At 70.4% G+C, this 24,728-nt stretch carries 21 protein-coding genes; 13 read left to right on the top strand and 8 right to left on the bottom strand.

Annotated features, from left to right (window positions below):
* Positions 1–30 precede the first annotated feature (30 nt).
* The 10 genes from OG496_RS10265 (at position 31) to OG496_RS10220 (ending at position 11,849) form a co-directional block, all read left to right on the top strand.
* Positions 31–2,031, top strand: coding sequence for a 2-oxoacid:acceptor oxidoreductase subunit alpha (locus OG496_RS10265; RefSeq protein ID WP_405976598.1), 2,001 nt, complete (start codon positions 31–33; stop codon positions 2,029–2,031).
* Positions 2,028–3,146 carry a 2-oxoacid:ferredoxin oxidoreductase subunit beta gene (locus OG496_RS10260; protein ID WP_405970541.1) on the top strand — a complete coding sequence of 373 codons (1,119 nt, stop codon included), beginning with the start codon at positions 2,028–2,030 and terminating at the stop codon, positions 3,144–3,146. The genes OG496_RS10265 and OG496_RS10260 overlap by 4 nt, the downstream gene beginning before the upstream one ends.
* An 82-nt stretch (positions 3,147–3,228) precedes the next feature.
* The gene (locus tag OG496_RS10255; RefSeq protein ID WP_405970540.1) at positions 3,229–4,257 is read left to right on the top strand and encodes an ABC transporter permease; all 1,029 of its coding nucleotides are present in this window, start codon (positions 3,229–3,231) and stop codon (positions 4,255–4,257) included.
* Positions 4,254–6,179 (top strand): dipeptide/oligopeptide/nickel ABC transporter permease/ATP-binding protein, encoded by a 1,926-nt coding sequence (locus tag OG496_RS10250; protein ID WP_405970539.1) that lies wholly within the window; start codon positions 4,254–4,256, stop codon positions 6,177–6,179. The genes OG496_RS10255 and OG496_RS10250 overlap by 4 nt, the downstream gene beginning before the upstream one ends.
* A complete protein-coding gene (locus OG496_RS10245; protein ID WP_405970538.1) occupies positions 6,176–7,174 on the top strand; it encodes an oligopeptide/dipeptide ABC transporter ATP-binding protein in 999 nt (332 codons plus the stop codon). Before OG496_RS10250 ends, OG496_RS10245 begins: the two co-directional genes overlap by 4 nt.
* A 16-nt stretch (positions 7,175–7,190) precedes the next feature.
* Positions 7,191–8,744 (top strand): ABC transporter substrate-binding protein, encoded by a 1,554-nt coding sequence (locus OG496_RS10240; RefSeq protein WP_405970537.1) that lies wholly within the window; start codon positions 7,191–7,193, stop codon positions 8,742–8,744.
* A 22-nt stretch (positions 8,745–8,766) separates the two neighbouring features.
* The gene (locus OG496_RS10235; RefSeq protein WP_405970536.1) at positions 8,767–9,441 is read left to right on the top strand and encodes a nuclear transport factor 2 family protein; all 675 of its coding nucleotides are present in this window, start codon (positions 8,767–8,769) and stop codon (positions 9,439–9,441) included.
* A gap of 1 nt (position 9,442) precedes the next feature.
* Positions 9,443–10,240: an SDR family NAD(P)-dependent oxidoreductase gene (locus OG496_RS10230; RefSeq protein ID WP_405970535.1), complete on the top strand. Its 798-nt coding sequence runs from the start codon at positions 9,443–9,445 to the stop codon at positions 10,238–10,240.
* A 20-nt stretch (positions 10,241–10,260) separates the two neighbouring features.
* Positions 10,261–10,932, top strand: a complete 672-nt coding sequence (locus OG496_RS10225) for a nuclear transport factor 2 family protein (RefSeq protein WP_405970534.1) — start codon at positions 10,261–10,263, stop codon at positions 10,930–10,932.
* A gap of 296 nt (positions 10,933–11,228) precedes the next feature.
* A complete protein-coding gene (locus OG496_RS10220; RefSeq protein WP_405970533.1) occupies positions 11,229–11,849 on the top strand; it encodes a hypothetical protein in 621 nt (206 codons plus the stop codon).
* Positions 11,850–12,076: 227 nt separating this feature from the next.
* Here the strand turns inward: OG496_RS10220 and OG496_RS10215 are convergent, their stop codons facing one another.
* Positions 12,077–13,294: a CaiB/BaiF CoA transferase family protein gene (locus tag OG496_RS10215; RefSeq protein ID WP_405970532.1), complete on the bottom strand. Its 1,218-nt coding sequence runs from the start codon at positions 13,292–13,294 to the stop codon at positions 12,077–12,079.
* A 199-nt stretch (positions 13,295–13,493) separates the two neighbouring features.
* Positions 13,494–14,279: a GntR family transcriptional regulator gene (locus OG496_RS10210; RefSeq protein WP_405970531.1), complete on the bottom strand. Its 786-nt coding sequence runs from the start codon at positions 14,277–14,279 to the stop codon at positions 13,494–13,496.
* 110 nt (positions 14,280–14,389) lie between these two features.
* Here OG496_RS10210 and OG496_RS10205 point away from each other — a divergent pair, with 110 nt between their 5' ends.
* Both OG496_RS10205 and OG496_RS10200 read left to right on the top strand, forming a co-directional pair.
* Entirely contained in the window at positions 14,390–15,175 is a 786-nt protein-coding gene (locus tag OG496_RS10205) for an enoyl-CoA hydratase-related protein (protein ID WP_405970530.1), read from the top strand.
* A 79-nt stretch (positions 15,176–15,254) separates the two neighbouring features.
* Positions 15,255–16,019: an IclR family transcriptional regulator gene (locus OG496_RS10200; protein ID WP_405970529.1), complete on the top strand. Its 765-nt coding sequence runs from the start codon at positions 15,255–15,257 to the stop codon at positions 16,017–16,019.
* Positions 16,020–16,176: 157 nt separating this feature from the next.
* Here the strand turns inward: OG496_RS10200 and OG496_RS10195 are convergent, their stop codons facing one another.
* Positions 16,177–17,646 carry an MmgE/PrpD family protein gene (locus OG496_RS10195; RefSeq protein ID WP_405970528.1) on the bottom strand — a complete coding sequence of 490 codons (1,470 nt, stop codon included), beginning with the start codon at positions 17,644–17,646 and terminating at the stop codon, positions 16,177–16,179.
* A gap of 224 nt (positions 17,647–17,870) precedes the next feature.
* On the opposite strand from OG496_RS10195, the gene OG496_RS10190 reads away from it, so the two are divergent.
* Positions 17,871–18,758 carry an alpha/beta fold hydrolase gene (locus OG496_RS10190; protein ID WP_405970527.1) on the top strand — a complete coding sequence of 296 codons (888 nt, stop codon included), beginning with the start codon at positions 17,871–17,873 and terminating at the stop codon, positions 18,756–18,758.
* A gap of 13 nt (positions 18,759–18,771) precedes the next feature.
* Here the strand turns inward: OG496_RS10190 and OG496_RS10185 are convergent, their stop codons facing one another.
* The 5 genes from OG496_RS10185 to OG496_RS10165 form a co-directional block, all read right to left on the bottom strand.
* Positions 18,772–19,644: an amidohydrolase family protein gene (locus OG496_RS10185; RefSeq protein ID WP_405970526.1), complete on the bottom strand. Its 873-nt coding sequence runs from the start codon at positions 19,642–19,644 to the stop codon at positions 18,772–18,774.
* Complete coding sequence (locus OG496_RS10180) at positions 19,641–21,176, bottom strand: VOC family protein (protein ID WP_405970525.1); 1,536 nt, start codon at positions 21,174–21,176, stop codon at positions 19,641–19,643. Before OG496_RS10180 ends, OG496_RS10185 begins: the two co-directional genes overlap by 4 nt.
* A 52-nt stretch (positions 21,177–21,228) precedes the next feature.
* Positions 21,229–22,887: an ABC transporter permease gene (locus OG496_RS10175; protein ID WP_405970524.1), complete on the bottom strand. Its 1,659-nt coding sequence runs from the start codon at positions 22,885–22,887 to the stop codon at positions 21,229–21,231.
* A 198-nt stretch (positions 22,888–23,085) separates the two neighbouring features.
* Positions 23,086–24,261, bottom strand: coding sequence for an ABC transporter ATP-binding protein (locus OG496_RS10170; RefSeq protein WP_405970523.1), 1,176 nt, complete (start codon positions 24,259–24,261; stop codon positions 23,086–23,088).
* Entirely contained in the window at positions 24,258–24,722 is a 465-nt protein-coding gene (locus OG496_RS10165) for a nuclear transport factor 2 family protein (RefSeq protein ID WP_405970522.1), read from the bottom strand. The genes OG496_RS10170 and OG496_RS10165 overlap by 4 nt, the downstream gene beginning before the upstream one ends.
* Between the last annotated feature and the right edge of the window lie 6 nt (positions 24,723–24,728).

The following is a 24,728-nucleotide window of genomic DNA, read 5'->3' as shown; positions in this document are numbered from 1 at the left end:
GTCTTGACGTATTCCCCGGGGCTTGACGCGATGTTCCACTGCTGGCCGTGGCCCCCGCCGCACCCGATGCCCGGCGGCGGGGGGCCACCCACGAACCCCGTTCCCTCTCCGAGGCGAGATCACGTGAACGCAACCACCACACGCCTGAAGCGCGTCGTCATCCGCATCGCGGGAGACTCCGGTGACGGCATGCAACTGGCCGGCGACCGTCTCTCGGCCGAAACCGCGCTGTTCGGCAACGACCTGGCGACCCGCCCCGACTTCCCCGCCGAGATCCGCGCACCCCAGGGCAGTGTCGCCGGTGTCTCGTCGTTCCAGGTGCACTTCGCCGACTACGACATCCTCACGGCGGGCGACCGGCCCGACGTGCTCGTCGCGATGAACCCGGCGGCGCTGATGGCCAACTCCGCCGACCTGTCGCCCGGTGCGACGGTCATCGTCGACACCGACGAGTTCACCGGGCGCGGCCTCAAGCGAGCCGGATACGACCGGTCTCCCCTGGAGAGCGGCGAACTGGACCGCTTCCAGGTGCACCCCGTCCCCATGAGCCGGCTGACCCAGGGCGCCCTCGCGGAGACCGGCCTGTCACGGAAGGAGTCCGAGCGGGCCAGGAACATGTTCGCGCTCGGCCTGCTGTCCTGGATGTACAGCCGCCCCGTGGACGGCACCGAGGCCTTCCTGCGCCGCAGGTTCGCCGACCGACCGGAGCTCGCCGAAGCGAACATACTGGCCCTCCGGGCGGGGTGGAACTACGGGGAGACCACCGAGTCGTTCGTCACCGCCTACGAGATCGCGCCGGCCGCGCTGCCCGCGGGAACGTACCGCCGCATCACCGGCAACACCGCGCTGGCGCTCGGACTGATCGCCGCGGGCGAACGCTCCGGGCTGCCGCTGCTGCTGGGCAGCTACCCGATCACTCCCGCCTCCGACATCCTTCACGAGCTCGCCCGGCACAAGGAGTTCGGGGTGCTGACCGTGCAGGCCGAGGACGAGATCGCGGGGATCGGCGCGGCCCTCGGCGCGGCCTTCGGCGGCGGGCTCGGGGTGACCTCCACCTCGGGGCCCGGCCTGGCCCTCAAGAGCGAGATCCTCGGCCTCGCCGTTATGACCGAACTGCCGCTGGTCGTCGTCGACGTGCAGCGCGGTGGCCCCTCGACCGGTCTGCCGACCAAGACCGAGCAGTCGGACCTGCTGCAGGCGCTGTACGGGCGCAACGGGGAGTCCCCCGTGCCGGTGATCGCCCCCCGCTCCCCGTCGGACTGTTTCGACGCCGCCCTGGAGGCCGCCCGGATCGCGCTCACCTACCGCACTCCCGTACTGCTGTTGTCCGACGCGGCGGTCGCGGGCGGCTCCGAGCCCTGGCGGGTGCCCGAGCCGGACGATCTCCCGGACCTGCGGGTCGACTTCGCCACCGAGCCCAACGCGCCCGACGGGTCCGGCGCGTTCTGGCCCTATCTCCGCGACGAGCGGACCTTCGCCCGCCCCTGGGCGGTGCCCGGTACCCCTGGCCTCGAACACCGCATCGGGGGCCTGGAGAAGGCCGACGGAGCGGGCGGGATCTCCTACGACCCGGACAACCACGAGCGCATGGTGCGGCTGCGGCAGGCGAAGGTGGACGGCATCGACGTCCCCGACACGGACGTCGAGGACCCCGACGGGCGGGCCCGCGTCCTCGTCCTGGGCTGGGGCTCCACCTACGGCCCCATCGGCGCCGCCTGCCGCCGGGTGCGCGAACGCGGGCTCCCGGTGGCACAGGCGCACCTGCGGCACCTGCGTCCGCTGCCCGGCGACCTCGCAGCCGTCCTCGGCCGCTACGAGCGTGTCGTCGTCCCCGAGATGAACCTCGGCCAGCTCGCCTCCCTGCTCCGCTCGCACTACCGGGCCGAGGTCGTGGGCCACTCCCAGGTCACGGGCCGGCCCTTCCTGGCCGAGGACCTCGCCGGGCTGATCGCCGACGCCGTCCACCAGGCCGACACGGCCGGATCCGACGCGGCCGCCGACACCGCCGCGAAGAAGGGATCCCGCACATGACCGCGATCGACCTCGGACTGCCCACGCCCGGCGCGCCACCCGTGCCGCACGGCCTCGCCGGCGTGCCCGTGTCCGAAGTACCCCTCTCCGCCAAGGAGTACCGCAGCGACCAGGAGGTCCGCTGGTGCCCCGGCTGCGGCGACTACGCCGTGCTCGCCGCCGTCCAGTCCTTCCTGCCCGACCTGGGACTGCGCAAGGAGAACATCGTCTTCATCTCGGGCATCGGCTGCTCGTCGCGCTTCCCCTACTACCTCGACACGTACGGCATGCACTCGGTGCACGGACGGGCTCCGGCGATCGCCACGGGACTGGCGGTGACCCGTCCCGACCTGAGCGTGTGGGTCGTCACCGGCGACGGCGACGCCCTCTCCATCGGCGGCAACCATCTGGTGCACGCGCTGCGGCGCAACGTGAACCTCAAGATCCTGCTGTTCAACAACCGCATCTACGGCCTGACCAAGGGCCAGTACTCGCCGACCTCGGAGCCGGGGAAGGTCACCAAGTCGACACCGCAGGGCTCGGTCGACCACCCCTTCAACCCGGTGTCCCTGGCCCTCGGTGCGGAGGCGACCTTCGTCGCCCGCGCCCTGGACTCCGACCGGCGCGGCCTCACCGACGTGCTGCGCGCCGCCGCCGAGCACCGCGGGACGGCGCTGGTGGAGATCTACCAGAACTGCCCGGTCTTCAACGACGGCGCCTTCACCCACCTCAAGGAACCGGGGGAGCGGGAGCAGCACATCCTCGACCTGCGTGACGGAGAGCCCGTGCGGTTCGGCACGGACGGCCGGTACGGCGTCGTACGGGACCCGCTCACGGGACGCCTTCGCGTGGCCACGGTCGCCGAGACGGGTGAAGACGCGCTGCTCGTGCACGACGTGGCGGCGGACGATCCGACCCAGGCCTTCGCTCTCTCACGGCTCACGACCCCGACGGAGGGCACGGTACCGGTGCCCGTGCCGGTGGGAGTCTTCCGGGCCGTGCGACGCGAGGCCTACGACGATCTGGTGCGTGAGCAGGTGACCGCGGCCCGGACCGGCCGAGCGTCCGACCTGCGGTCCCTGCTGCACGGCAAGGACACCTGGACCGTGCCCGCGTCCGGCGGGCAGCCGGCCTGACGATTCGAACCATCGAAGGGAGATGACGATCATGCTGCATGCCGCAGGGGGGCCGCCCCCGGGCCCCCGACCGGGGAGGCGCATGGGCGCGGCAGGTCCGATCGACACGAGGACGGCCTCGCCCGGCTTCGCGGGTCCACCCCGCCGTCGTGGCGCGGCCGGCGGGATCGGGGCGATGCTCGCCCGACGGGCCGTGCTCGGAGTCCTCCTGCTGTTCGCGGTGTCCGCGCTGACCTTCCTGCTCGTCGCGCTGATCCCGGGTGACCCGGCCGCGGCCATCCTCGGTGCCACTGCCACCCCCGAGCAGATCCAGACGCTGGACCGCCAACTCGGCTTCGACCAGCCGGTGTGGGAGCAGTACGGCCAATGGCTGGGACATGCGCTGCGCGGCGATATGGGCACGTCGCTGATGTCCTCACAGCCGGTCTCCACGGAGCTGGGCGCGGCTGCTGTGGTGACGCTGGCGCTGGCCCTCGGCAGCCTCGCGGTCTCCACTGTCGCCGGGGTGACCCTCGGTGTCATGTCGGCGACCCGCCACGGCTGGACGGCACGGGCGATCGACGTGCTCTCGCTGCTCGGTCTGGCACTGCCCAACTTCTGGGTGGCGCTGGTCCTGGCGAGTGTCTTCGGAGTAAGCCTGGGCTGGCTGCCCGCCACCGGGTACGTGCCGTTCGGCGATTCGCCGTACGAGTGGCTGCGCTCGCTGGTCCTGCCGGTGGCGGCCCTCGCCGTCGCCGGTGTCGCGGGGATCGCCCGTCAGACACGTGCCTGTGTCGACGAGGCGATGGGCCGGGAGTTCGTCGAGTCCCTGTGGGTCGACGGTCTCTCGCGGCGGCGCATCCTGCTGCGCCATGTCCTGCGCAACGCCGCCATCCCGATCGTGTCGACGATGGGCACGATGTTCATCGGGATCCTCGGCGGCACCGTGGTGGTGGAATCGGCGTTCGCACTGCCCGGCCTCGGCCGTGCCGCGGTCCAGGCCACCACTCAGCACGATCTGCCGGTCCTGGTCGCCACGGCCGTCTTCTTCTGCCTGGGCGTGATCGTCGTCAACCTCCTGACGGATCTGGCCTACGGGTGGCTCGACCCGAAAGTGAAGGCGATCCGATGAGTGTCTCCCCGTCCTCCGGCGCCGGTCCCAGCCGGCGGTCCGTCCTCGGCTTCCTGGCGCACCGCCGCCCGGTCGCCTTCGCGGCGCTGGTCTTCCTCACCCTCGTCGTGGGGGGCGCGCTCGCCGCCCCGCTGATCGCGCCGTATCCCCCCAACTCAGGTGACCTCTCCAGGATTCTGGAGTCGCCCAGCGCGGCGCACTGGCTCGGCACGGACCAACTCGGCCGGGACATCCTCAGCCGCCTTCTCTACGGGGCCCGCCCCCCGCTGCTGCAGACCGCAGAGGCGCTCGTCGTCGTCATCCTCGTCGGTGTGAGCACCGGGCTGCTCGCGGGCTTCGTACCGGGACGTATCGACCGGTTCGTCACAACGGCCGGCGACCTCCTGATGGCAATGCCCGGCCTTGTGATGCTCCTGGTCGTCCTCGCGGTCTTCCAGTCCCACCTGTTGTACACGATGATCGCGCTGGGACTCCTGCTGGCCCCCGCGCTGATGCGCGTGGTGCGCGCGGCGGTCCTGTCGATGCGTCAGGACCTGTACATCGACGCCGCCCGGGTGGCGGGCCTGAGCACGGGACGCATCATCGTGCGGCACGTCCTGCCGCGGGTCCGGGGCGTGATCCTGGTCCCGTGCGCGCTGCACAGCGCGCACGCCCTGCTGATCACGACGGGCCTCGCCTACCTCGGCTTCGGTACGCAACCCCCGGACGCCTCCTGGGGCCTGACGATCGGCGAGGCGTCGCAGGTCATGTCGCAGACACCGTGGCCGCTGATCAGTTCCGGCACAGCGATCGGACTGACCGTGATGGCCTTCGGGCTGCTCGGGGACGGGCTGCGGGACGCGACGGTCGCGGCCTGGACCGGCTCGGACCAGGGTGTGCTGACACGGCGTGAGAAGCCGCGCCCGTCGGTCGCCCGGTCGACGGCGCCGCCGGAGCCCGGTGCGCTGCTCTCCGTGCGCGCGCTCACCCTCGCCTACCCGGGGAAGGGCGGCGACCTGGTCGTCGTACGCGACGCCGACCTCGACCTGTCTCCCGGCGAGACGCTGGGACTGGTCGGTGAGTCCGGCAGCGGCAAGACAGCGGTCGCCCGCGCGATCCTGGGCATCCTGCGCGGCGGCGGCCGGGTGGTGTCCGGGAGCATCACCTTCGACGGCGAGGACCTCCTGGCGTCGTACGCCAAGGGCCGGCCCTCCTCCCGTCCGATCGCCTATGTCTCCCAGGAACCCATGACCGCGCTCGACCCGACCTGGCGCGTCGGAGAGCTGATCGCCGAATCGGTCCGCCACCACAGCGGCGTGTCCAAGGAACGGGCGCGGGCCCGGGCGGTCGAACTGCTCGGTCTGGTACGCATCGACGATCCCGAGAGGGTCGCCCGCCGGTACCCGCACGAACTCTCCGGGGGCATGGCCCAGCGAGTCACCATCGCGAAGGCCCTCGCGGGCGACCCGAGGCTGCTCATCGCCGACGAGGTGACGACGGCTCTCGACGTCAGCGTGCAGGCGGAGATCCTGCATCTGCTGCGCTCGCTCCAGGAGTCGACGGGTCTGGCGATCCTCCTCATCACCCACGACTGGGGGGTGGTGGCCGACCTGTGCGACCGGGCGATGGTCATGTACGCGGGGGAGATCGTCGAGTACGGCCCGGTCGACGCCGTGTTCGACGCGGCGGCCCACCCCTACACCCGGGCGCTGATGGCGGCCAACCCGACCCATGCCCGTGACGACCAGGACCTTCCCGCCATTCCCGGTACCGTCCCCAGCCCGCACGACTGGCCCACGGGCTGCCACTTCGCTCCACGCTGCCCGGTCGCCACGCCGGAGTGCCGCATCCAGGGTGTGCCGCTGACGCCGGTCGGCGCGTCGCACGCGGCGCGCTGCCTCCTGCTCGCTCCCGGCCACACTCTCCAGGAGGTCTCCTCATGACCTCGGACCGCCACCTCCGTCAGATGGGAGACCCCCGTCTGCTCCAGGTCGACGACCTCCGCGTCGACTTCCGCGACCGTCGCCGGACGACGCACGCCGTGGACGGGGTGAGCATGACGCTCGACGCCGGCCGGACCCTGGGCATCGTCGGCGAGTCGGGTTCCGGGAAGACCACACTGGCCCGCGCCCTCATCGGCCTCTCCCCGATCGCGAGCGGCACCGTCCGCTTCCACGGACAGGACATCACGCACGCGACCCGGCGAGAGCGCCGGACCCTCGCGTCACGGCTGCAGTACGTCTTCCAGGATCCGACCAGCTCCCTCAACCCGACCCGCACCGTGTACGACGCCTTGCGCGAACCGCTGACCGCGGCGGGCCGCGCGGACGACGGACTCGTCGCCCGTACGCTCGCCCTGGTGGGCCTGCCCGCCGACGCCGCCCAGCGGTATCCGTACGCCTTCTCGGGCGGCCAGCGTCAACGCATCGCCATCGCCCGCGCGTTGATCACCGAACCGGACCTGGTGATCTGCGACGAGCCGGTCAGCGGACTCGACCTCTCCGTCCAGGCCCAGATCGTCAACCTGCTGCGCGATCTGCAACGCGACCGCTCCACCGGCTACGTGTTCATCGCCCACAACCTCGACGTCGTGCGGTTCCTGTCCCACCGCACGGCAGTGATGCACGCGGGCCGGGTCGTCGAGGACGGTCCCGCCGACGTGGTCGCCGATCACCCCCGTCATCCGTACACGCGGATGCTCGTCGCCGCGACACCCCTGCCGGACCCGGCGCTGCAGCGCGAGCGACGGGAGAAGAACGCCGCCCAGGGGGCCGCCCTGCCGCTCGTGGCGAGGGCCTCGGGCGGATGCGCGTTCGCGCCGCGCTGCCGCCACGCGGTCGACGTCTGCTGGAGCGAGCGGCCCGCACCCGTGCCCGTCGGCGAGAGCCACCTGGTGGCCTGCCACCGTGCCGACGACCCCGCAACCCGATCCGCCTGATGTGCGAGGAGCCTCGATGAACAAAGCCATCGCAGCCGCAGGAGCCGCCCTGCTGCTGGCTGCGGCCACCGGATGCAGCGCGAAGAGCACGTCGGGCTCAACCGGCTCCGACACCAGCCTCGTTGTCGGGATGAACGGCACGGTGCAGAGCCTCAACCCGGTCAAGAACGGTCAGAGCGCCGTCCTCGTCTACCTCTACGACCCGCTGATCTACCAGAGCGCCGACGGAAAGTTCGTGGCCGATCTGGCGACGTCCTGGCGCTATGTCGGCGCCGACCACAAGACCTTCGAACTGAAGCTGCGCACGGACGCCACCTTCGCCGACGGAACCACGCTGAACGCGACCGCTGTCAAGAAGTCGATCGATTACTTCCTCGACACTCCGAACACCAACTCCTCCGCCGTCGGACCGATATCGAAGGTCGACGCCGTGGACGACGACACCGTCCGTGTCCACTACTCCAGCGCCTACCCGAACGCCGTCTCCTCCCTCACCCAGTTCTACGGACTCGGCATGGTCATCGGACCCGACGGCCTGAAGACCCCGTCCTCGCTGGACACCACGCCGGACGGAGTGGGCCAGTACAAGCTGAACACCGGCAGCACCGTCTCCAACAGCGTCTACACCTACGACGCCAACGAGGCCTACTTCCGCCCCACGGCGGTCCGGTTCAAGACGGTGCAGGTCAAGGTGCTGCCGGACAACAACGCCCGGCTCGCCGCTCTCAAGTCGGGCCAGATCGACTACGCGGTCCAACTGCCCCTCGCCCAGCTCGGGTCGAAGGCGGCCGGAGACCGCCGCGTGCTGAAGTCCCCCAGTACCTGGATGGTCTTCTTCTTCGCCAACCGCGCGTCGGGTCCGCTGGCGGAGCCGGACGTCCGCAAGGCCCTCAACCACGCCATCGACCGGAAGTCCCTCGCCACCGGGCTCTACGGCGGATACGCCCTCGCCCAGGACCAGTTCTCCCCGACCGGCGCCAAGGGCTACGACAGCGACCTCGGCGGCACGTACTCCTTCGACACGGCCGAGGCCAAGTCCCTTCTGGCCAAGGCCGGCTACGCCGACGGGCTGAAGATCAAGGTCCTCGACAACGGCACCGTCGACCCGAACGGACTGCTCGGTGCCGCCCTCAAGCAGCAGCTCGCGAAGGTGGGCGTCACGGTGGACCTGAAGGTGTTCAACGGCCCGTTCAACCAGTTCACCACAGAGCTGACGTCCAACAAGTACGACGCCTACGTCTGGAACATGTTCTCCCAGGACATGTACACGGCCGCGAACCTGTACTTCGCCGGCTCGGGCATGCTCAACACCTACAAGCTCTCCGACACCGGCGCCGACGCCCTCATCGACAAGGCCGCCACATCTTCCGCGGCCGACTCGACAGCCGCCTACCAGGCACTCAACCGTTATCTGACGGACAACGCCTGGGGCGCGCCCGTCGTCACCCGCCTCAACACCGATGTGGTCTCCCAGGACATCACCGTGCCGGTGTCGAATCCGGTCACCCCGGCGGTGGACCCCGTGGCACCCCAACCCGAACTCGCCTGGTCACCCGGGCGTACCCGTTAGTCCAGTACCGAGAGGAAAACGAATGACCTCGTCCACATCCGTCGAACAGCGGCTCGCCCGCCTCGAAGCGGTTCAGCAGATCCAGAACCTCATGGGCCGCTACTCCTTCCTCCACTCCGCGAACATGCACCGCGAGTGCGTGGACCTCTTCGCGATGAAGACCCCCGACGTACGGGCCGAGATGATGTGGGGCGTCTACGAGGGCCCCGAGGGCATCGAGCGCTGCTACCCCGGATTCCACGTCTGGGCCGACGGCGACCCGGCCGGCAAGATGCACATGCACACCCTCACGACCCCGGTCATCGAGGTCGCGGCGGACGGCCGTACCGCGCGAGGCGTCTGGGTCTCACCGGGCCACGAGACCGGCCCGGACTTCCACAACCCCACTTCCAAGCACATGAAGGCGAACTGGGCCTGGTGCAAGTACGGCTGCGACTTCATCCTTGAGGACGGTGTGTGGAAGATCTGGCACCTGCACGTGTTCGGCATCTTCATGACGCCGTACGACAAGAGCTGGGCCGAGGACGCCAAGGACATGAACTTCGACGACATGCCTCCGCTCCCCGAGGAGTTCGCACCGGACCGTAAGCCGACGACCCACTGGAACTACCTGCCCGACCTCGTGTATGTCAACGAGCCCGCGCCGCCGGAGCCGTACGAGTCCTTCGGCGAGGACATCGTGCCGGGCGCGTTCTGAGATGGCGGCCACCGCGGACTCCCTCGGCGCGGGGCGGCTCGCCGGCAAGGTCGCGCTGGTCACGGGGGCCGGGGCGGGGATCGGCAGGGGCTGCGCCCTGGCCTTCGCGGCGCAGGGGGCCGCGGTGGTCGGCTGCGACATCGACCCGGTGGCCGCCGCGGGGACCGGACGACTGGCTGCCGAACGGCACCTGACGCTGGACGTCCTCGCGCCGTATGACATGGCCTCCCCCCAGGGCGTGCGGCGCTACGTGGACGTTGCCGTGTCCCGGCACGGGCGGATCGACGTACTGGTGACGGCGGGGGCCATAGCCCCGCACATGGCATCCGTCGCCGAGATGGACTACGAGGCCCAGTGGCTGCCGACACTGCGCGGCGAGATCGACGTCGTGTTCCTGCCCGTCCAGGCCGCCTGGCCCCATCTGGTGGCGGCCCGAGGAGCGTCGGTGATCAATTTCGCCTCGGTGTCGGCGTTCCGCGGGAGTTCCACCTTCGGGATGGTGGCGCACTGCGCGGGCAAGGCCGCCGTGCTCGGCCTGACCCGGCAACTGGCCGTCGAGGGCGGCCCGTTCGGTGTCCGTGCCAACACCATCGCGCCCGGCATGGTCCAGACCCCGGCGACCGCGTCCGCGGGCGCGCTGGAGGGCGCTGCCCGTGAGGCGCTGCTGTCCCGTGTGCCGCTGGGCCGTCTGGGCACGCCGGAGGACGTCGCCGCGACCGCCGTCCATCTCGCCTCCGACGAATCGTGCTGGGTCACGGGCGCCAATGTGCCCGTCGACGGCGGAGTCATGTCCAAGTGATCAAGAGAGGTACCGACAGAATGACCGAACCGACCACGACGGTGGAACAACGTCTCGCCAAGTTGGAGGCGGTGCACCAGATCCAGAACCTCATGGGGCGCTATTCGTTCTGGCACACCGCCAACATGCACCGCGAGTGCCTGGAGCTGTTCGCCATGAAGACGCCCGACGTACGTGCCGAGATGGTGTGGGGCGTGTACGAGGGGCCCGGGAGCATTGACCGGCTCTACCCCGGTTTCCACACCTGGACCGACGGTGACGCCAAGGGCAAGATGCACATGCACACGATCACCACCCCGGTCATCGAGGTCGCGGACGACCTCCGGACGGCGAAGGGCGTCTGGGTGTCACCGGGCCACGAGACGCTGTCGTTCTCGCTCGGCAGCAACGAGCCGCCGGACGACGCGTTCTGGGCGTGGTGCAAGTACGGCTGCGACTTCATCCTCGAAGACGGCGTGTGGAAGATCTGGCACCTGCACGTCTACCCGATCTTCATGAGCCCGTACGGCACCAGTTGGGTGGAGGCGGCCACACAGGAGCAGCCGGACGTCCAGCTGCCGCCGGAGTACCTGCCCGACCGTGAACCCACGGGAACCGCGGAGCTCTCGCGCTACCACCCGGACCGCCCGTACGTGAACGTTCCGGCGCCCCCGGACCCGTACCCGACCTTCGACGAGGGCGCCGCGTACTGACGCCTCGCAAACAGGGCGCTCGGTCTCGATCGGGCGCCCCCGTGTCCCGCCGCGCTCTCCGGCCTCACCCCTGAACACACCGACGCCGTCGCGATCGGCCGCCGGTACGCGGACACGGGGGACCGGGAACTCGTTCCACCACGTGTGCGGCACGAACGACTCCGGTGACCCCTCACGTGTGATGCCCACCGGGAGCGCCGTGTTCCGGCATGCGGGACCTCAGTGATGAGGACCTGGCCTTCCGAGTCGCACAATCGGGGACCCGAGTACGACTGTCCGACCACCGGAGGCCGACCTTGCCCGCCCACCTTCCGATCTCGTCGGACCGGTACTGGTGCTGGATCGGTGCCGACACCTCGCCCGTCCAGGTGGACGGGTCCCACTCCGCCTACGAACTCGTCGCCGGTGAGCCGACGGCCGCTGCCGGGCCCCGCTGGCTGACCGTGGTCGGACCTACGACGGGTGAGGCGGTGGCGGCTACCGCGCGAGCGGCGGACGGCAGCGACGACCGGCCGGTCTGGAACCTCGTATGGACCCAGATCGCCCTCCACGGGGTGCCGCTCGTGGAGCCGGCGTTCCTGTTCGTGGTGGGCATGGACGCCGGCCCGGACAGCGACGCGGGCGCGCGGGCGGAGTTCGACCGCTACTACACCTCCGTACACGTCCCCGAGGTCATGGCCACAGGAGGCTACCCGGCGGGGTTCCGGTTGCGCAGGCACGCCGCGATCACTTGTCCCCGACTGTCCTGCCCGGAGTTCTGCGCCGTGTACGAGGCGGGAGAGAACGCCGGAAAACGCAAGCTGGCGAGCTTGCGCAACCCCGCGACGTCCACCGCCGGCCGCACCCGCGAGGCAGGCCCGCCCGCCTGGGAGCACCGCGTGCGCTCGTGGCGGCTGCTGTACCGGAGGGCGGCTTGACGCCGTCGTCCGGCCGCCGGGTTCGTAGGGAGCCGCCGATCGCCCTTCAGCGCTGCCGGGCTCGTAGGGCACAGCCTGCGTGCCGTTACCGGCGGGCCGCGCCGGGACGAGATCGCACCCCCGTCCCGGCGCGGCCCCGTGACGCGAGCGGTCGACGCGTGGAACGGCGCGACCGACGTCCCGGCCGTCCCGCCCCCGCGTCGCACGACGGCAGTTCTGACCGGTGGTCAGATCGCTCCCTGCGCACGGAGTTCCGCGATCCGCGCGTCGTCCAGGCCGATCGCGTGCAGCACTTCGTCCGTGTGCTGGCCGACCAGCGGTGGGGGACTGTCATAGCGCACCACCGCGTCGCGGAACCGCAGCGGACCGGCCACCTGAGGCACCGGTACACCGTACGGGTGGTCCACTTCACGCAGCATCCGGCGGTGCACGACCTGGGGGTCGTCGAACACCTCCGCAACGGTGTTGATCGGCGCGCAGGGAACGCCCGCCGCTTCGAGATGCGACACGCATTCCTGCCGGGTCATGTCGGTCAGCCGGGTCGCGATGAGTTCCTGGAGTTCCGGCAGGTTGCGCACACGGTCGCGGTTGCGCGCGAAACGGGGCACCGTGCCATCCAGCTTGAGCGCCCTGCACAGCGATCGGAACTGTCCGTCGTTGCCGACCGCGATCGCGACCTGCCCGTCCCGGCACCGGTACACGTCCTGCGGCTGGATGTTCGGGTGGCGGTTTCCCTGCCGCTGGGGGGACCGCCCCGTCAGCAGGTAGTTCATCGCCTGGTTCGACAGCAACGAGACCTGTACGTCGAGCATGGAGAGATCGATGTGGTCCCCGGCGCCGGTCTCGTTCCGGTGCGCGACGGCCGCCAGCACGGCGATCGCCGCGTAGAGTCCGGTGGTCAGGTCGACGATCGGGATACCGACCTTCTGCGGGCCCGCGCCGGGCTCGCCGTCACGTTCCCCGGTGACGCTCATCAGACCCCCGAGCGCCTGCACCGCGAAGTCGTAGGCGGCCTGGTGCCGACGCGGGCCGGTCTGCCCGAAACCCGTCACCGAACAGTGGACCAAGCGCGGGTTCAGTTCCCGCAGGCTTTCGTAGCCGAGGCCCATCCGCTCCAGGGTTCCGGTCTTGAAGTTCTCGATCACGACATCGGACCGGCTCGCCAACGTGCGAATGATCTGCCGTCCCTGCTCGGTCTTGAGATCGACCGTCACCGAGCGCTTGGCCCGGTTCACGCCGAGGAAGTAGGCGGATTCGGAGGTCTCCCGCCCCTCGGAGTCGGTGAGGAACGGCGGACCCCAGGATCGAGTGTCGTCCCCGGCGCCCGGCCGTTCGACCTTGATGACGTCGGCGCCGAGGTCCGCGAGGACCTGGCCGGCCCAGGGACCGGCCAGTACCCGGCTGAGGTCGAGCACCCGCATGCCCGCCAGAGGTGCGGACCCCACGCCCGTGGTCGTCGCTGATGGCATTCGCATTCCCGATCGACGTAGTTGGTCTACGGACTAGCGGAACCTATGTATCTGCGGGCGGCCTGTCACCGTGTCCGTGCCGGGGAGTGAAACTCTGCTCCGGCTGGCCGAAAGCCGACATGTGAGGCATAATCTGTATGCAGAACCGGCAACGAGAATGTCTCTGTGGCCGGGCTCACCTCTCGCTCGGCGAGACTCCGGGCGCTGCTGTGAGCACGAAGTTGAGCGCCTCGCGGACCGTTCTGGGGTCGTGGCCACCGGCCACGGCCGCGACGACGGTGAGCGCCGTGCGAGCCAGGTGCTCGGCGACCAGGCGGCCGGCCAGGGCTCCGTCCCGTGCCGCCGCGGCGGCGAAGATCCGTTCGTGCTCGGAACGCCCCATGGTGATGAGGCCGAGACGGAAGTCCTCGGCCCGGTGGTACAGACTGACGTAGCGCACGGCGTGGTCCCACATCTCCTCGACCTGCAGTCGCAGCCGGTCCTCGCAGTGGGAGAACAGCAGGAAGTGGAAGCGGCGGTGCGGGATGATCACGGCGTCCTGGTCGCCGTGGTCGGCCCGCCTGAGCCGGTCGAGACAGTCCGCGGCCTCGTCGAGTTCGTCCTTGCCGAGCTGTGGGACCGAGATCCGCACGGCCAGCGGCTCGCTGACGATGCGCAGCGCGTAGAGCGATTCCAGATCGGGGACCGACAGAGGTGCCACTCTGAGGCGGCGGTTGAAGTCGAGCTGCACGAGGCCTTCGGTCTGCAGCCTGCGTAGCGCCTCCCGCAGAGGGGTGCGGCTCACGTTCAGCCGCGCCGCGAGCTGGACCTGTGACACCCAGGTCCCCGGTTCGAGCACGCCGGACAGGATCGCGTCGCGCACCTGCTCGTAGGTGCGCCGAGTGGTGTCGACCGGCGGTTCGCCGGTTTCCGGATCCGGTACGGGCCGCCGCGTCGGGGCGGTCGGGTGAGTTGGGGTCATCCGACAACGATAGCGGCTGTGTCCCAACGTCTTTTGTGCTGGGCTCATTCTGTGTACAGTTTTTCTCCGTCAGGCCCATGGTGGCTTGAATCGAACAGGGGAGCTCCGCAGTGAACGACGATGTTCGGCTGGAGATCGACGGTCCTGTCGCCGAGGTGATCCTCGACCGCCCGCCGGTCAATGCCGTCTCGGTCGGCATGTACCAGGCACTGACCGAAACGTTCCTGACACTGTCGGAGCGCGAGGACGTCCATGCCGTCCTGCTCCGCTCTGCCAACCCGCGGATCTTCTGCGCCGGCGCCGACATCCGCGAAGCCGGTACGTCCCCCGACCCGGCGGAGACCCCGAACGAGTACCGGCAGCGCCAGGCACGTACGTGCTACGAGGCCGTCCTCGACTGCGGCATACCCACGATCGCGGTGATCAACGGGCAGGCCCTCGGCGCCGGCGCCGTGTTGGCGGCGTGCTGCGACATCCGCTTCGCCGCCCGTGACGCCAGGATCGGGCTGCCCGAGATCAACGTTGGCCGGTGCGGTGGGGGACGTCACCTCATGCGGCTGATCCCGCAGGGCAAGACCAGGCTGATGTACTTCACCGGGGAGTCGCTCGATGCCGAGGAAGCCCACCGGATCGAGCTTGTCCAGCACGTGGCGGAGGCCGACGGCGTACTCGCGGACGCGCGTGCGCTGGCCCGGAGGATCGCCGCCAAGAGCCCGCAGGGCCTACGGCTCGCCAAGCAGGCTCTCAACGACGCGGAGAGCCTGCCGGTACGCGAGGGCTACGCCCGTGAGCAGGAGTACACACTGCGCCTGGCAGCAAGCCCCGACGCCGCCGAAGCCGCGCGAGCGGTGCTGGAGAAGCGCGACCCGGTGTGGGCCTGGCCCGCGGTCAGGTAGGAGACCGCCACAGCCCAGGTCGGTCGGCCCACTGCTCCAGAGTTCCCCAACGCCCGTGTGCGAAGCAGGAGACAACGACGTGACCCCTTCCGTACAGGCAGCACCACACACCGAGACCTCGGTCGACAAGGCCCTCCAACTCCTGGACGTCTTCACAGCCGACGACCGCTGCATCGGGGTCGCCGAACTGGCCCGACGCGCCGGACTTCCCAAGTCCACCGCGTTCCGCCTGCTCACCGTGCTGGAGTCGAACCGGCTGGTCGCCCGGCACGGCCGCCAGTACACCCTTGGCCACCACCTCTTCGAACTGGGCCAGCGGGTGCCGCACTGTCGGCCCGGTGGCCTGCGCGACACAGCCGCCCCTTTCATGGAGCACCTCTTCCAGGTCAGCCAGGAGACCGTGCACCTGGCCGTGCTGGACGGCACCGACGCGATGTACATCGGCAAGATCCGCGGCCGTGGCCGGGCCCTGTGCCCGTCGAGCATCGGCAGCCGGGCCCCCGCGGCCTGTACCGGTGTGGGGAAGGCCATGCTCGCGTTCTCCGATCCGGCCCTGATCCGCCAGGTCATCGGCGAGGGGCTGCGACGGCGCACGCCGTTCACGATCGTGGCACCCAGGCTCCTGGGCAACGAACTCGGCAGGATCCGCGCGGAGGGCGTCGCCTACGACAACGAGGAGGCCAAGGTCGGCGTCGTCTGCGTCGCCGCCCCGATCTTCGACGCCTCGAAGAACGTGATCGCGAGTGTGTCCATCACCGGTACACCCGGACGGTTCAGTCCGCAACGGTTCGCCCACGAGGTCGAGCGCGCGGCCCTCGGCATCACCCGTGCCCAGGCGGCCTGACCGGACCCCGGAGATCGACGGAGGGTTCCGATCGCGGGTACCAGGCGCGGGCTGGTGCCCGGCCGGAGGGAGCGGAGACGCGGAACATACCCGCGCGACGGGCACGGGTGCGGTCCGGGACGAGCCCGGCCGACACCGACGACAGGCCGCGGCGCGCTCAGCGCCGGACCGAAGCCGACCCGAGCAGCCCTGACAGGTCCGTGCAGGCCGTGATCCGGTGCAGCGCCGCTGCCAGGTCGAGGGCGACGGGCTCCTCCATTCCGCCCAGTGACACGGCGCATTCCAGGAACTTGCGTTCGACGGCTTGCCGGTCCAACACGCGTCCGGGGGCGCCGGGCGGTTGCTCGACGTCGCGGGTCCAGGTCCGCCCGGAGACCGAGGTGATCTCAACTCGGACGAAGCCCTCGTACGGTGGCCGGTCGGGGTCACCGGCGTAGGGATCCGGCGGCTGGAATGCGGCGTCCTCGACCAGGTCGATGCGGGCGAACAGCGCGCGGACCTCGGGTCGCGCGACGGCGTCGTCGGTGAAGCTGTGGATCCCGATGTGCCCGTCGACGAGCGCCGCCGCCAGGATGTACTCCATCGAGAACCTCCCCTCCTGTCCGGAGGCGGGGCGCAGCCGCGGTACCCAGCTGAACCAGGGCGGCGGATTGTAGCAGCGTACGCTCGCGATGTCGTCCGGACGCAGGCCCGACTCCTCCCGGATGAGCAGGGCGGCCTCCAGGCCCCGGTGCGTCGCCCCGTGACAGGGATAGAGCTTGAGACCGTCGCCCGGGGCGCTGAAGACCCACGGGTCGCCGAGGCGGGCCACGATCCGAGCCGGGTCCGAGCCGGGGCCGCCATAGGCCGCGATGAACCCGTCCGGCGCCTCCAGCCCGTGTCGCTGGCCGGTCAGCCCGGCCTCTGCCATGTCGACCGCCAGCATCGCGGAATGTGCGGCCCAGCCGGTGTGCACGGCCCTGGTCATGGTCGTGAACGACGACTTGAGCCCGGCCGAGAGCGATGTCGCGATACCCAGGGCGTGGGTCGAGCACCCCGCGTCGAGACCGCGCAGCCGGGCGAGCGCCGCGACGGCACCGAAGACGCCGGCGGTCGCCGTCGTGTGCCATCCGCGTCGGCTGTGCTCCGGGCCGAGCGCGTTTCCGACCCGGGCCGAGATCTCCACGCCGAGGACGTACGCGCCGAGCGCTTCAGGCCCGCCGATGGTGCGCCGGCCCGTCTCCGCCACGATCGCCGCGACAACGGCCCCGCTGGGGTGGCCTCCCATCACCCGCGCGACGTCGTCATAGCCCAGTGCCGCGATCAGGGTGCCGTTCACCAGCGCGGCGATCTCCGGGGCCGCACGGCGGGTGGATCCGACGACCGGCGCCGATCCGCAGTTCCCCCGCCGGTCCAGGAGCTCCGTCAGCCGGGCGGCCTCGGGGGTGGACCATCCGCCGAGCAGGCAGCCGATCGTGTCGAGCAGGACCACCGTGGCGCGTTCGGTGACCTGCTGCGGCAGGGCGGTCAGGTCGACGCCGGTCACGAACCTTCCCACCTGCTCGGTGACTCCGCCCGGATCGTCAACCGTCGTCCGCGGCAACTCCGCGGCGCGATCAGGCCGGCGGCCGGTGCTACCGGTCATCATGCTCGCTCCCTCGTTCGGACTCGACGGACCACATGATCGTGGTGCCGCGCGCCGGCGGGCCAGGGCACGGTGCCGGATAACGGAACCCGGTCGCGGGTCGTGGAGCGGCCCGCCGCGGAGGTGGTGGCAGCCGTGGAACGTGCCGTCCCGTGGGACGCCTGGCTGGCGGGAGCGGTCCGGGTCTGCCGAGACTGGGCCGTAGTCGTTCCCGAAGGGTGGAGAAGATGGCCGAACCCGAACCGACCTGGCCTGACGCCGCGTTCACGGCAGGGACCACGGAGGAGGTGTTCGAACTCAGGTCGTGGTGGCTGGAATCCGGTACGGAACGAATCCATTACCACGACGCGGGCGAGGGGACTCCTGTCGTCCTGCTGCACGGGTCGGCGGTGGGTGTGTCGGCCGCCGCGAACTGGTGGCTCAACATCCCGGTGATCGCGGACTACGCCCGGGTCGTCGCACCCGATCTGCTCGGGTACGGCTGGACGGAGTACGGGCGCGGTTGCGAACTAGGTCTGACCGCGTGGGTCGAGCAGGTGGTGCGGGTCCTGGACGGTCTCGGCATCGGCCAGGCCGTGCTCGTGGGGAACTCACTGGGCGGGCGGATCGCGCTTCAAACGGCGCTCGACCATCCCGAACGGGTCGCCGGGCTGGTCACCATGGGCAGCCCCGGTCCGGGGCACCGGCGCACCGAGGTCGTCAAGCGCCACGTCGCCCCGTCGTTCAGCCGGGAGGGCATCCGCTCCGTCATGGAGGACATGGTGGTCGACCCGGCCGTGGTGTCCGACGCGCTGGTGGACTTCCGCTACCGGCTGGCGACCAGGCCGGGCGGGCCGCAGCAGTGGGTCGACGCCGTCACCGCACGCGACGCCGCCGCGGCGGTCGCCGTGACCGAGGAGGCCCTGGCGAAGGTCGAACTGCCGGCTCTGATCCTGCACGGCCGCCAGGACCGCGTCGTGGGCCCGGAGAACGCGGCGGCGCTGGCAGCGGGCCTGCCGCAGGCCGACCTGGCCGTGCTGAACCGGTGCGGCCACTGGGCGCAGATCGAACGCCGGGACTTCTTCGACGAGTTGCTCCGTGCCTTCGTCACGCAGGTGGGTCGCACGGCGGGCTGACGGGGCGGGCCCGTCATGGTCCGGACGGCCATCGAAGGGCCGTCTCGGCGGCCCGGCCGAGGACCCACTCCCGGTCACCGTCACCGAGGAAGTCGAGCGTGTCGCGGACATGGCCGATGCTCTGGTCGTAGCCGGCCCGCAGACGGGTGATGTCCGAACCCCACATGGTCCGCTGCGGCCCGAACGCGTCGAGGGCACGCCGCAGATACGGCGCCATCCGCGGGAACGGGTAGGGCTCGACCGCGTAGAACGGCAGCGACGACCACTTGACGTAGACGTTCGGATGCCGGGCCAGAGCCAGGACCTGGCAGAAACCCTCGAACACCGCCTCCATCCGTGCGGAGTCGCTCGCGGAGCCCGCCGGAGCCGGGGTCCTCAGACCGAGGTGGTCGATGATCAGGGTGAGGTCAGGGTGGCGGCCGGCGATCTCGGAGAGCCTGCCGAGGTCGCTGTGCATCCGGCCTTTGAGGAAGAGCATCAGCGGGATCCCGTGGCGCTCGGCACCCGCCCAGAACCACGCCGACTCGTCCGCGTCGAACCACCCGTCGCCGCGGTCGGACGCGTAGCTGAGCCTGATGCCCAGCATGCCCGGCTGCTCACGCCAGGACGACAGCCGTGAGCGGTCGGGGTGCCACAGGTCGAACCGGCCCATGACGGCGAGCCGGTCGGGATGTTCGGCGCTGAAACCGATGGCCGACTCGTTTCCGTCGCCCGCCCAGATCGGCGGGACGATCACCGCCCGGTCCACACCTGCGGCATCCATCATCGGGAGGAACTCGGGCGGTTCCAAGGGCACCGGTCGTTGCGCGGTGGCCCGGGGGCCCTTCGGCCAGGGCCGGTCCGGTCGGTCGCTCTCCCACAGGTGGACCTGCGTGTCGGTGATCACGACGGGGCTCCCGGGAAGCCCGGCCGGCCCGGCTCGATCGGAATGCGCAGCGCGTTGGCCACCACCGACACGGTCCAGTAGCGGCCGACGAGGACCAGCAGTTCGATGATCTGCGGGGTGTCGAGATGCCGTGAGAGCGCGTCCCAGGCCGTCGCCGACAACCCGTTGTCGTCGTAGAGTTCGTCGACCGCGGTCAGGACGGCTGCCTCGCGGTCCGACCAGCCGGGCGCGTGCGGTCCGGCCGCGATCCGCGAGATCTCCGTGTCGGTCAGGCCGGCCCGGCGCCCCGAGACGGTGTGCTGGCCGAACTCGTACTCCGACCCGCAGCGCCACCCGATTCGCAGGACGGCGACCTCGTGGTCGCGCCGGGGCAGCACGTTGGTGGTGCGCAGGTGGGTCTGGTAGGGGTGCTGGGCCGCCATGAGGGCAGGATGGTGCGCCCACGCCCGGGTGATGTTGAGGTCGGCGGCAGGGCCCGCCGAGTCGCCGTACACCTGCCGGACGATCTCCCGGTAGGTCTCGTCGGGCAACGGGGCGATGCGGGGCGACCGTGGTGGTGTCGGCACCTGTGCTTGTGTCATGAGTGTCCTCCTCGCCGTCGTGGGTGGTCCTCTCCCGGTCGGCTTCCGACGGGCGCGCTCGGGGCCGAAGCCCGGCTGCCACTCGTGGCCCCAGTAGGTGCCGTAGGAGATGTCGCGGACCTCGTGGCGCGTCCAGTCCACGACCTCGCCGCCGCAGCCGTACTCGACCTGGAAGCCGCTGGGGCTCAGCAGGTAGAACGAGACGACCGAGTCGTTCACATGCCGGCCGATCGACCGCACGACCGGCGTCGAGGTGGCCACGGCACGGTCGGCCGCGCGGCCGACGTCGTCCAGTGTGGGTACCTCGACGAGGAAGTGCACAAGCCCCACGGGGTTGCTCGACTCGATCAGCGCCAGGCTGTGCTGGCGCCGGTTGTCGCAGTGGAAGAAGTAGGCGCGCACCAGGGGCCCTCCTGGGCTGAACCGGCGGGCGAAGTAGTCCGAGTACTCCAGGCCCATCACGTCGCGGTAGAACGTCATCGCCTCGTCGAAGTCGCCGTGGCAGGGCAGCACGACGTGGCCCATGCCCAGATCGCCCGTGACGAACCGGCTCACCCCGGCCGGGGAGACGAACGGCACCGACGACATGGTCCGCCCCCAGCACACCTCGTGGCGCGACCCGGCGGGGTCGGTGAAGGCGAAGAACTCGCTGACCATGCGCAGTTCGCGTTCCGCCGCCGTGCCCTCGCTGACGGCGGTACCGGTGTTCCTGACGTGGGCGAGCGCGGCGTCGTACGCGTACTTGTCCCGTAGCGACCAGCCGGAAGCCATCAGCCGCTCCTCCTCGGCGGGCACCACCAGCACCCGGTGGTGCCATTCGTCGTACTTCAGGTAGAGACTGCCGCCCGGACCGTCTGCGGTCATGGTGCCGAGCACGTCCCGCGCGAACTCCCGCCACCGTGAGACCTCGGCCGAGGCGATGACGATGTAGGCGAGCTGGTCGAGCTTCATGCGTGTGGTTCCTCCGTCGTACGGGTCCGTCCGGCCTGGGCGGAGTGTCCGGTCACGGGCCGGTGACCCCTGTCGGTGTCTCCCCGATGGCCCACCGGCTGCCGCGCCTGGCCAGCAGCAGCACCCCGCCGACGATGACCGACGTCGCCACGACGAGGACCACCGAGAGGGCGGCGACGTCGGAGAACGTTCCGGCCGTGTAGAGCACGAGCATCTGGGAGCCGATCGTCGGGTTGCCGCTGCCCGCCGCCATCTGTGAGACCTCGAGGTCGCCGAGGATCCTGACGAAGATCAGCGCCCAGCCGATCGCCATGCCCGGGACCATCAGCGGAAAGAAGATCTTGCGGAACGTCCGCCAGCCGTGGGCTCCGGACATCCGCGAGGCCTCGTTCAGCTCGCCGCCGACCTGCACGGCGACCGGATCGGTGGCGAGCGTGCCCTGGGGAACGAACATCGACACGTACGCGATGAACAGGATGGTCCAGGTCCCGCCGAGTCTGAACGGCGGCCCGGCGAAGGCGAGCACGAATCCGATCGCGAGGACGAGGTGCGAGATGACGGCGGGGAGCTTCAGCAGTCCGTCGGCGGTACGCGTCCACCGGGACCGTGACCGGACCACGACGGTCGACACCAGCACCGCGATCAGAACCGCGAGCGTGGCGCCGGCCAGTGCCAGGCCGAAGCTGTCCTTGAGCGCGAGCTGTGTCTGGGGGTTGTCGAAGATCGCCTCGCGGAACGCCGCCAGGCTCAGGTTGTCCATACGGATGTGGGTGGTCCAGAACCCGTTGAGCATCACGAGCACCATCGCGCCGATCGGCAGCACCGTCACCGCTCCGACGTAGAGCAGCAGCGCGATGCGGACCGGCAGTCGCCAGCGGCCGAGCGCGATCCGCGGGGCGCGCTGCCCCCGGCCCGCGACCGCCGAATCCCGGGAACGGGTGAGCACGCGGGTCTGCAAATACCACAGGACGCCCACGAAGCCGACCATCACCAGGGACAGCACGATCGCGGGCCCGTACTGCGGCGGGAAGGTGAAGTTCAGCAGGCTCACCACCTCGACCGACATGATCCGCGCGCCACCGGACTCCCCGATCACCGAGGGGACCGAGTACATGCCGAACCCGTTCCACACCACCAGCAGGAACGCGGCGGCGATGCTGGGCGCCATGGCCGGCAGCACCACTTTGCGCAAGGTGCGGAACTGGCTCGCACCGCAGATCCGGGACTGCTCCTCGAGCTGGGTGTCCATGTTCCGCAGGCCGGCCGAGATGATCAGGAAGGCGAAGGGAACGAGATAGATCGTGTACACGATGGCCAGTCCGGAGTAGCTGTACACATCGATCGGGCCGGACTCCAGATGGATGCCGACGAAGTCGAGCAGCCATCGGATGACCGCGTTGAGGAAACCGGCCTGCGGCGACAGCAGGAGCACCCATCCGACGGCGCCGGCCACCCCCGGGATGAGGAACGGGAGGAAGGGGAGGGTGTCGGTGACCATGCCCATCCGGGCGTCGGTGCGCTCGTTGAGATACGCGATCACACCGCCGATCAGCACCGCGAACACCGAGGCGACTCCGACGAGGACGGCGGTGCGCAGGATCGTCGCACCGATACCCGGGGTGGCGGCGAACCGGGTGAACGCCTCCAGGCCGAAATGACCGTCGGCCCAGAGGAGTTCGTCGAACATCCGGCCGAGTGGGAACAGGCTCACCAGCAGCATAAGTACGACGACCCCGCCGCCGAACGCCTGGAACGGGGTCGGCCGGCGAAACCGCGGCGGCCGGTCCCGGCCGGGCGGCGGCGTCCCCCCACCGGCACTCCGGTCGGCCTCACCTGTCGTCGCGAGAACCATGATCCACCTCTTCGCTGCTGGACTGGACTGTGCCGGCGGCCGGGCCGCGGTGCCGGGTCATGCCGAGAGGAAGGTCACGGCGGACGGGTCGACCGAGACCCACACGCCGGCACCCGGGGGGAAGACACGCTCTCCGGCGATCAGCACTTTGGCGCGGGCCTCGCCGATCCGCACCACGTACTCGGTGTGCGGACCGTAGAAGGACGACTGCTCGACCACGCCCTTCCACCGGTTGGCCGACACCGGTTCGTCCGGTGTGAGCACTCCGGCCTCGGGCCGCCAGACGGCGACGACCTCGGAGTGGACGGTGACGGTGGCACCGAGAAGGCCGCGGATCGGCCCCTGAGCCGTGTCGGCCGTGACCGACCCGGTGGTCTGCCCCGGTGCGGGCCCGTCGGGCACGTTCTCCGTCACGTCTTCGGGCGGGTCCGTGGGCAGTCGGACGCTCCACTCGTTGAGCGGCCCGATGAACCGGGCCACATAGCGGCTGCGCGGCGCCCCGTAGACCACGTCCGGCGCGTCCGACTGCGCGATTCTGCCCTTCTCCAGCACGACGACGGAGTCCGCGAGGGACATCGCCTCCTGCCGGTCGTGGGTCACGAAGAGTGCGGCGAAACCGAGTTCCCGCTGCATCAGCAGCAGTTCGCCGCGCAACTGCTCGCGTACCTGTGCGTCGATGTTGGACAGCGGCTCGTCGAAGAGCACCAGGGCGGAGTCCGCGACAAGCGCCCGGCACAGCGCCACCCGCTGCTGCTGCCCGCCGCTGATTGCATGGGGATGCTGGCCACCGAGCCCGCCGATGCCGACGACCTCCATCACCTTCTCCACCCGCGCGGCGATCTCGGCCTTTCCCGGCCGCTCGGAGCGGGGCAACGAGCGCAGCGGGTAGGCGATGTTGTCGAAGACGGACATGTGCGGCCACAGGGCGTAGAACTGGAACACCATGCTCAACGGCCTGCGCTCGGCCGGCACGTCGACCCGTCCGCCGCGGGCGAACACGGGCTGCCCCTGTACCTCGATGTCGCCCGAGTCCGGGCGTTCCAGACCCGCGATGGTTCGCAGCAGCGTGGTCTTGCCGCACCCGCTCGGGCCGAGCAGCACCATGAACTCGCCGGGCGCCAGGTCGAAGGTCACGTCGTCGATGGCCGGAACGATCGTGCCGTCGGTCCTGCGGAATCGCTTGACCAGGTTGCGCACTCGGACCACGGGCGGTGCCGCCTGATGGCCGTTCACGACGACCGCTCCGGCGTGGGGCCCGTGTGCGGGCTCGGGGCGCGTCCGCGTGTGGCCACGCGCACCTGCCGCCGGTATGAGATTCGCCATCCCTGCTCCGTTCTCACGAAGGTGTCCTCGATCCGGCCCAGTACCATGGGTGTTGTCGGCTGCTGTTCGTCCGGGGCTGCGTCGAAGGTGAACGCCTGGTAGTAGCACCGCCCGGCGGCGTGGTCGGACGACTGGACCCGCACCGTCAGGTTCGAGTAGAGGTGCACCCGGACCGTTCCCGGAGCCGCCCGGCTGATCGACGACGCGATCGCCGCGCGGCCCGTCGCGACGATTCCGGCCCTGTCCAGCACCCCGTCGGCGGTGAAGAGCTCAGCCACCCGCGTGGGTACGTCGGCGTCGACGAACGCGCCGAATTCGTGGATGAGTTGGGCGCATCGCTGCTGGATCCACAGCTCCTCCTCGGGAGACACCGGCGC

It is taken from the genome of Streptomyces sp. NBC_00988 (assembly GCF_045162645.1).
Classification (GTDB): Bacteria; Actinomycetota; Actinomycetes; order Streptomycetales; family Streptomycetaceae; genus Streptomyces.
The sequence above is the reverse complement of the archived record's forward strand: the minus strand, read 5'-3'. Positions and strand labels throughout refer to the sequence as shown.

What these genes read in the sequence shown, in the direction of transcription:
- OG496_RS10265 (WP_405976598.1), top strand. Translation starts at nt 31, where the DNA reads ATGTTCCACTGCTGGCCGTGGCCCCCGCCGCACCCGATGCCCGGCGGC.
- OG496_RS10260 (WP_405970541.1), top strand. Translation starts at nt 2,028, where the DNA reads ATGACCGCGATCGACCTCGGACTGCCCACGCCCGGCGCGCCACCCGTG.
- OG496_RS10255 (WP_405970540.1), top strand. Translation starts at nt 3,229, where the DNA reads ATGGGCGCGGCAGGTCCGATCGACACGAGGACGGCCTCGCCCGGCTTC.
- OG496_RS10250 (WP_405970539.1), top strand. Translation starts at nt 4,254, where the DNA reads ATGAGTGTCTCCCCGTCCTCCGGCGCCGGTCCCAGCCGGCGGTCCGTC.
- OG496_RS10245 (WP_405970538.1), top strand. Translation starts at nt 6,176, where the DNA reads ATGACCTCGGACCGCCACCTCCGTCAGATGGGAGACCCCCGTCTGCTC.
- OG496_RS10240 (WP_405970537.1), top strand. Translation starts at nt 7,191, where the DNA reads ATGAACAAAGCCATCGCAGCCGCAGGAGCCGCCCTGCTGCTGGCTGCG.
- OG496_RS10235 (WP_405970536.1), top strand. Translation starts at nt 8,767, where the DNA reads ATGACCTCGTCCACATCCGTCGAACAGCGGCTCGCCCGCCTCGAAGCG.
- OG496_RS10230 (WP_405970535.1), top strand. Translation starts at nt 9,443, where the DNA reads ATGGCGGCCACCGCGGACTCCCTCGGCGCGGGGCGGCTCGCCGGCAAG.
- OG496_RS10225 (WP_405970534.1), top strand. Translation starts at nt 10,261, where the DNA reads ATGACCGAACCGACCACGACGGTGGAACAACGTCTCGCCAAGTTGGAG.
- OG496_RS10210 (WP_405970531.1), bottom strand. Translation starts at nt 14,279, where the DNA reads ATGACCCCAACTCACCCGACCGCCCCGACGCGGCGGCCCGTACCGGAT.
- OG496_RS10195 (WP_405970528.1), bottom strand. Translation starts at nt 17,646, where the DNA reads ATGATGACCGGTAGCACCGGCCGCCGGCCTGATCGCGCCGCGGAGTTG.
- OG496_RS10190 (WP_405970527.1), top strand. Translation starts at nt 17,871, where the DNA reads ATGGCCGAACCCGAACCGACCTGGCCTGACGCCGCGTTCACGGCAGGG.
- OG496_RS10180 (WP_405970525.1), bottom strand. Translation starts at nt 21,176, where the DNA reads ATGAAGCTCGACCAGCTCGCCTACATCGTCATCGCCTCGGCCGAGGTC.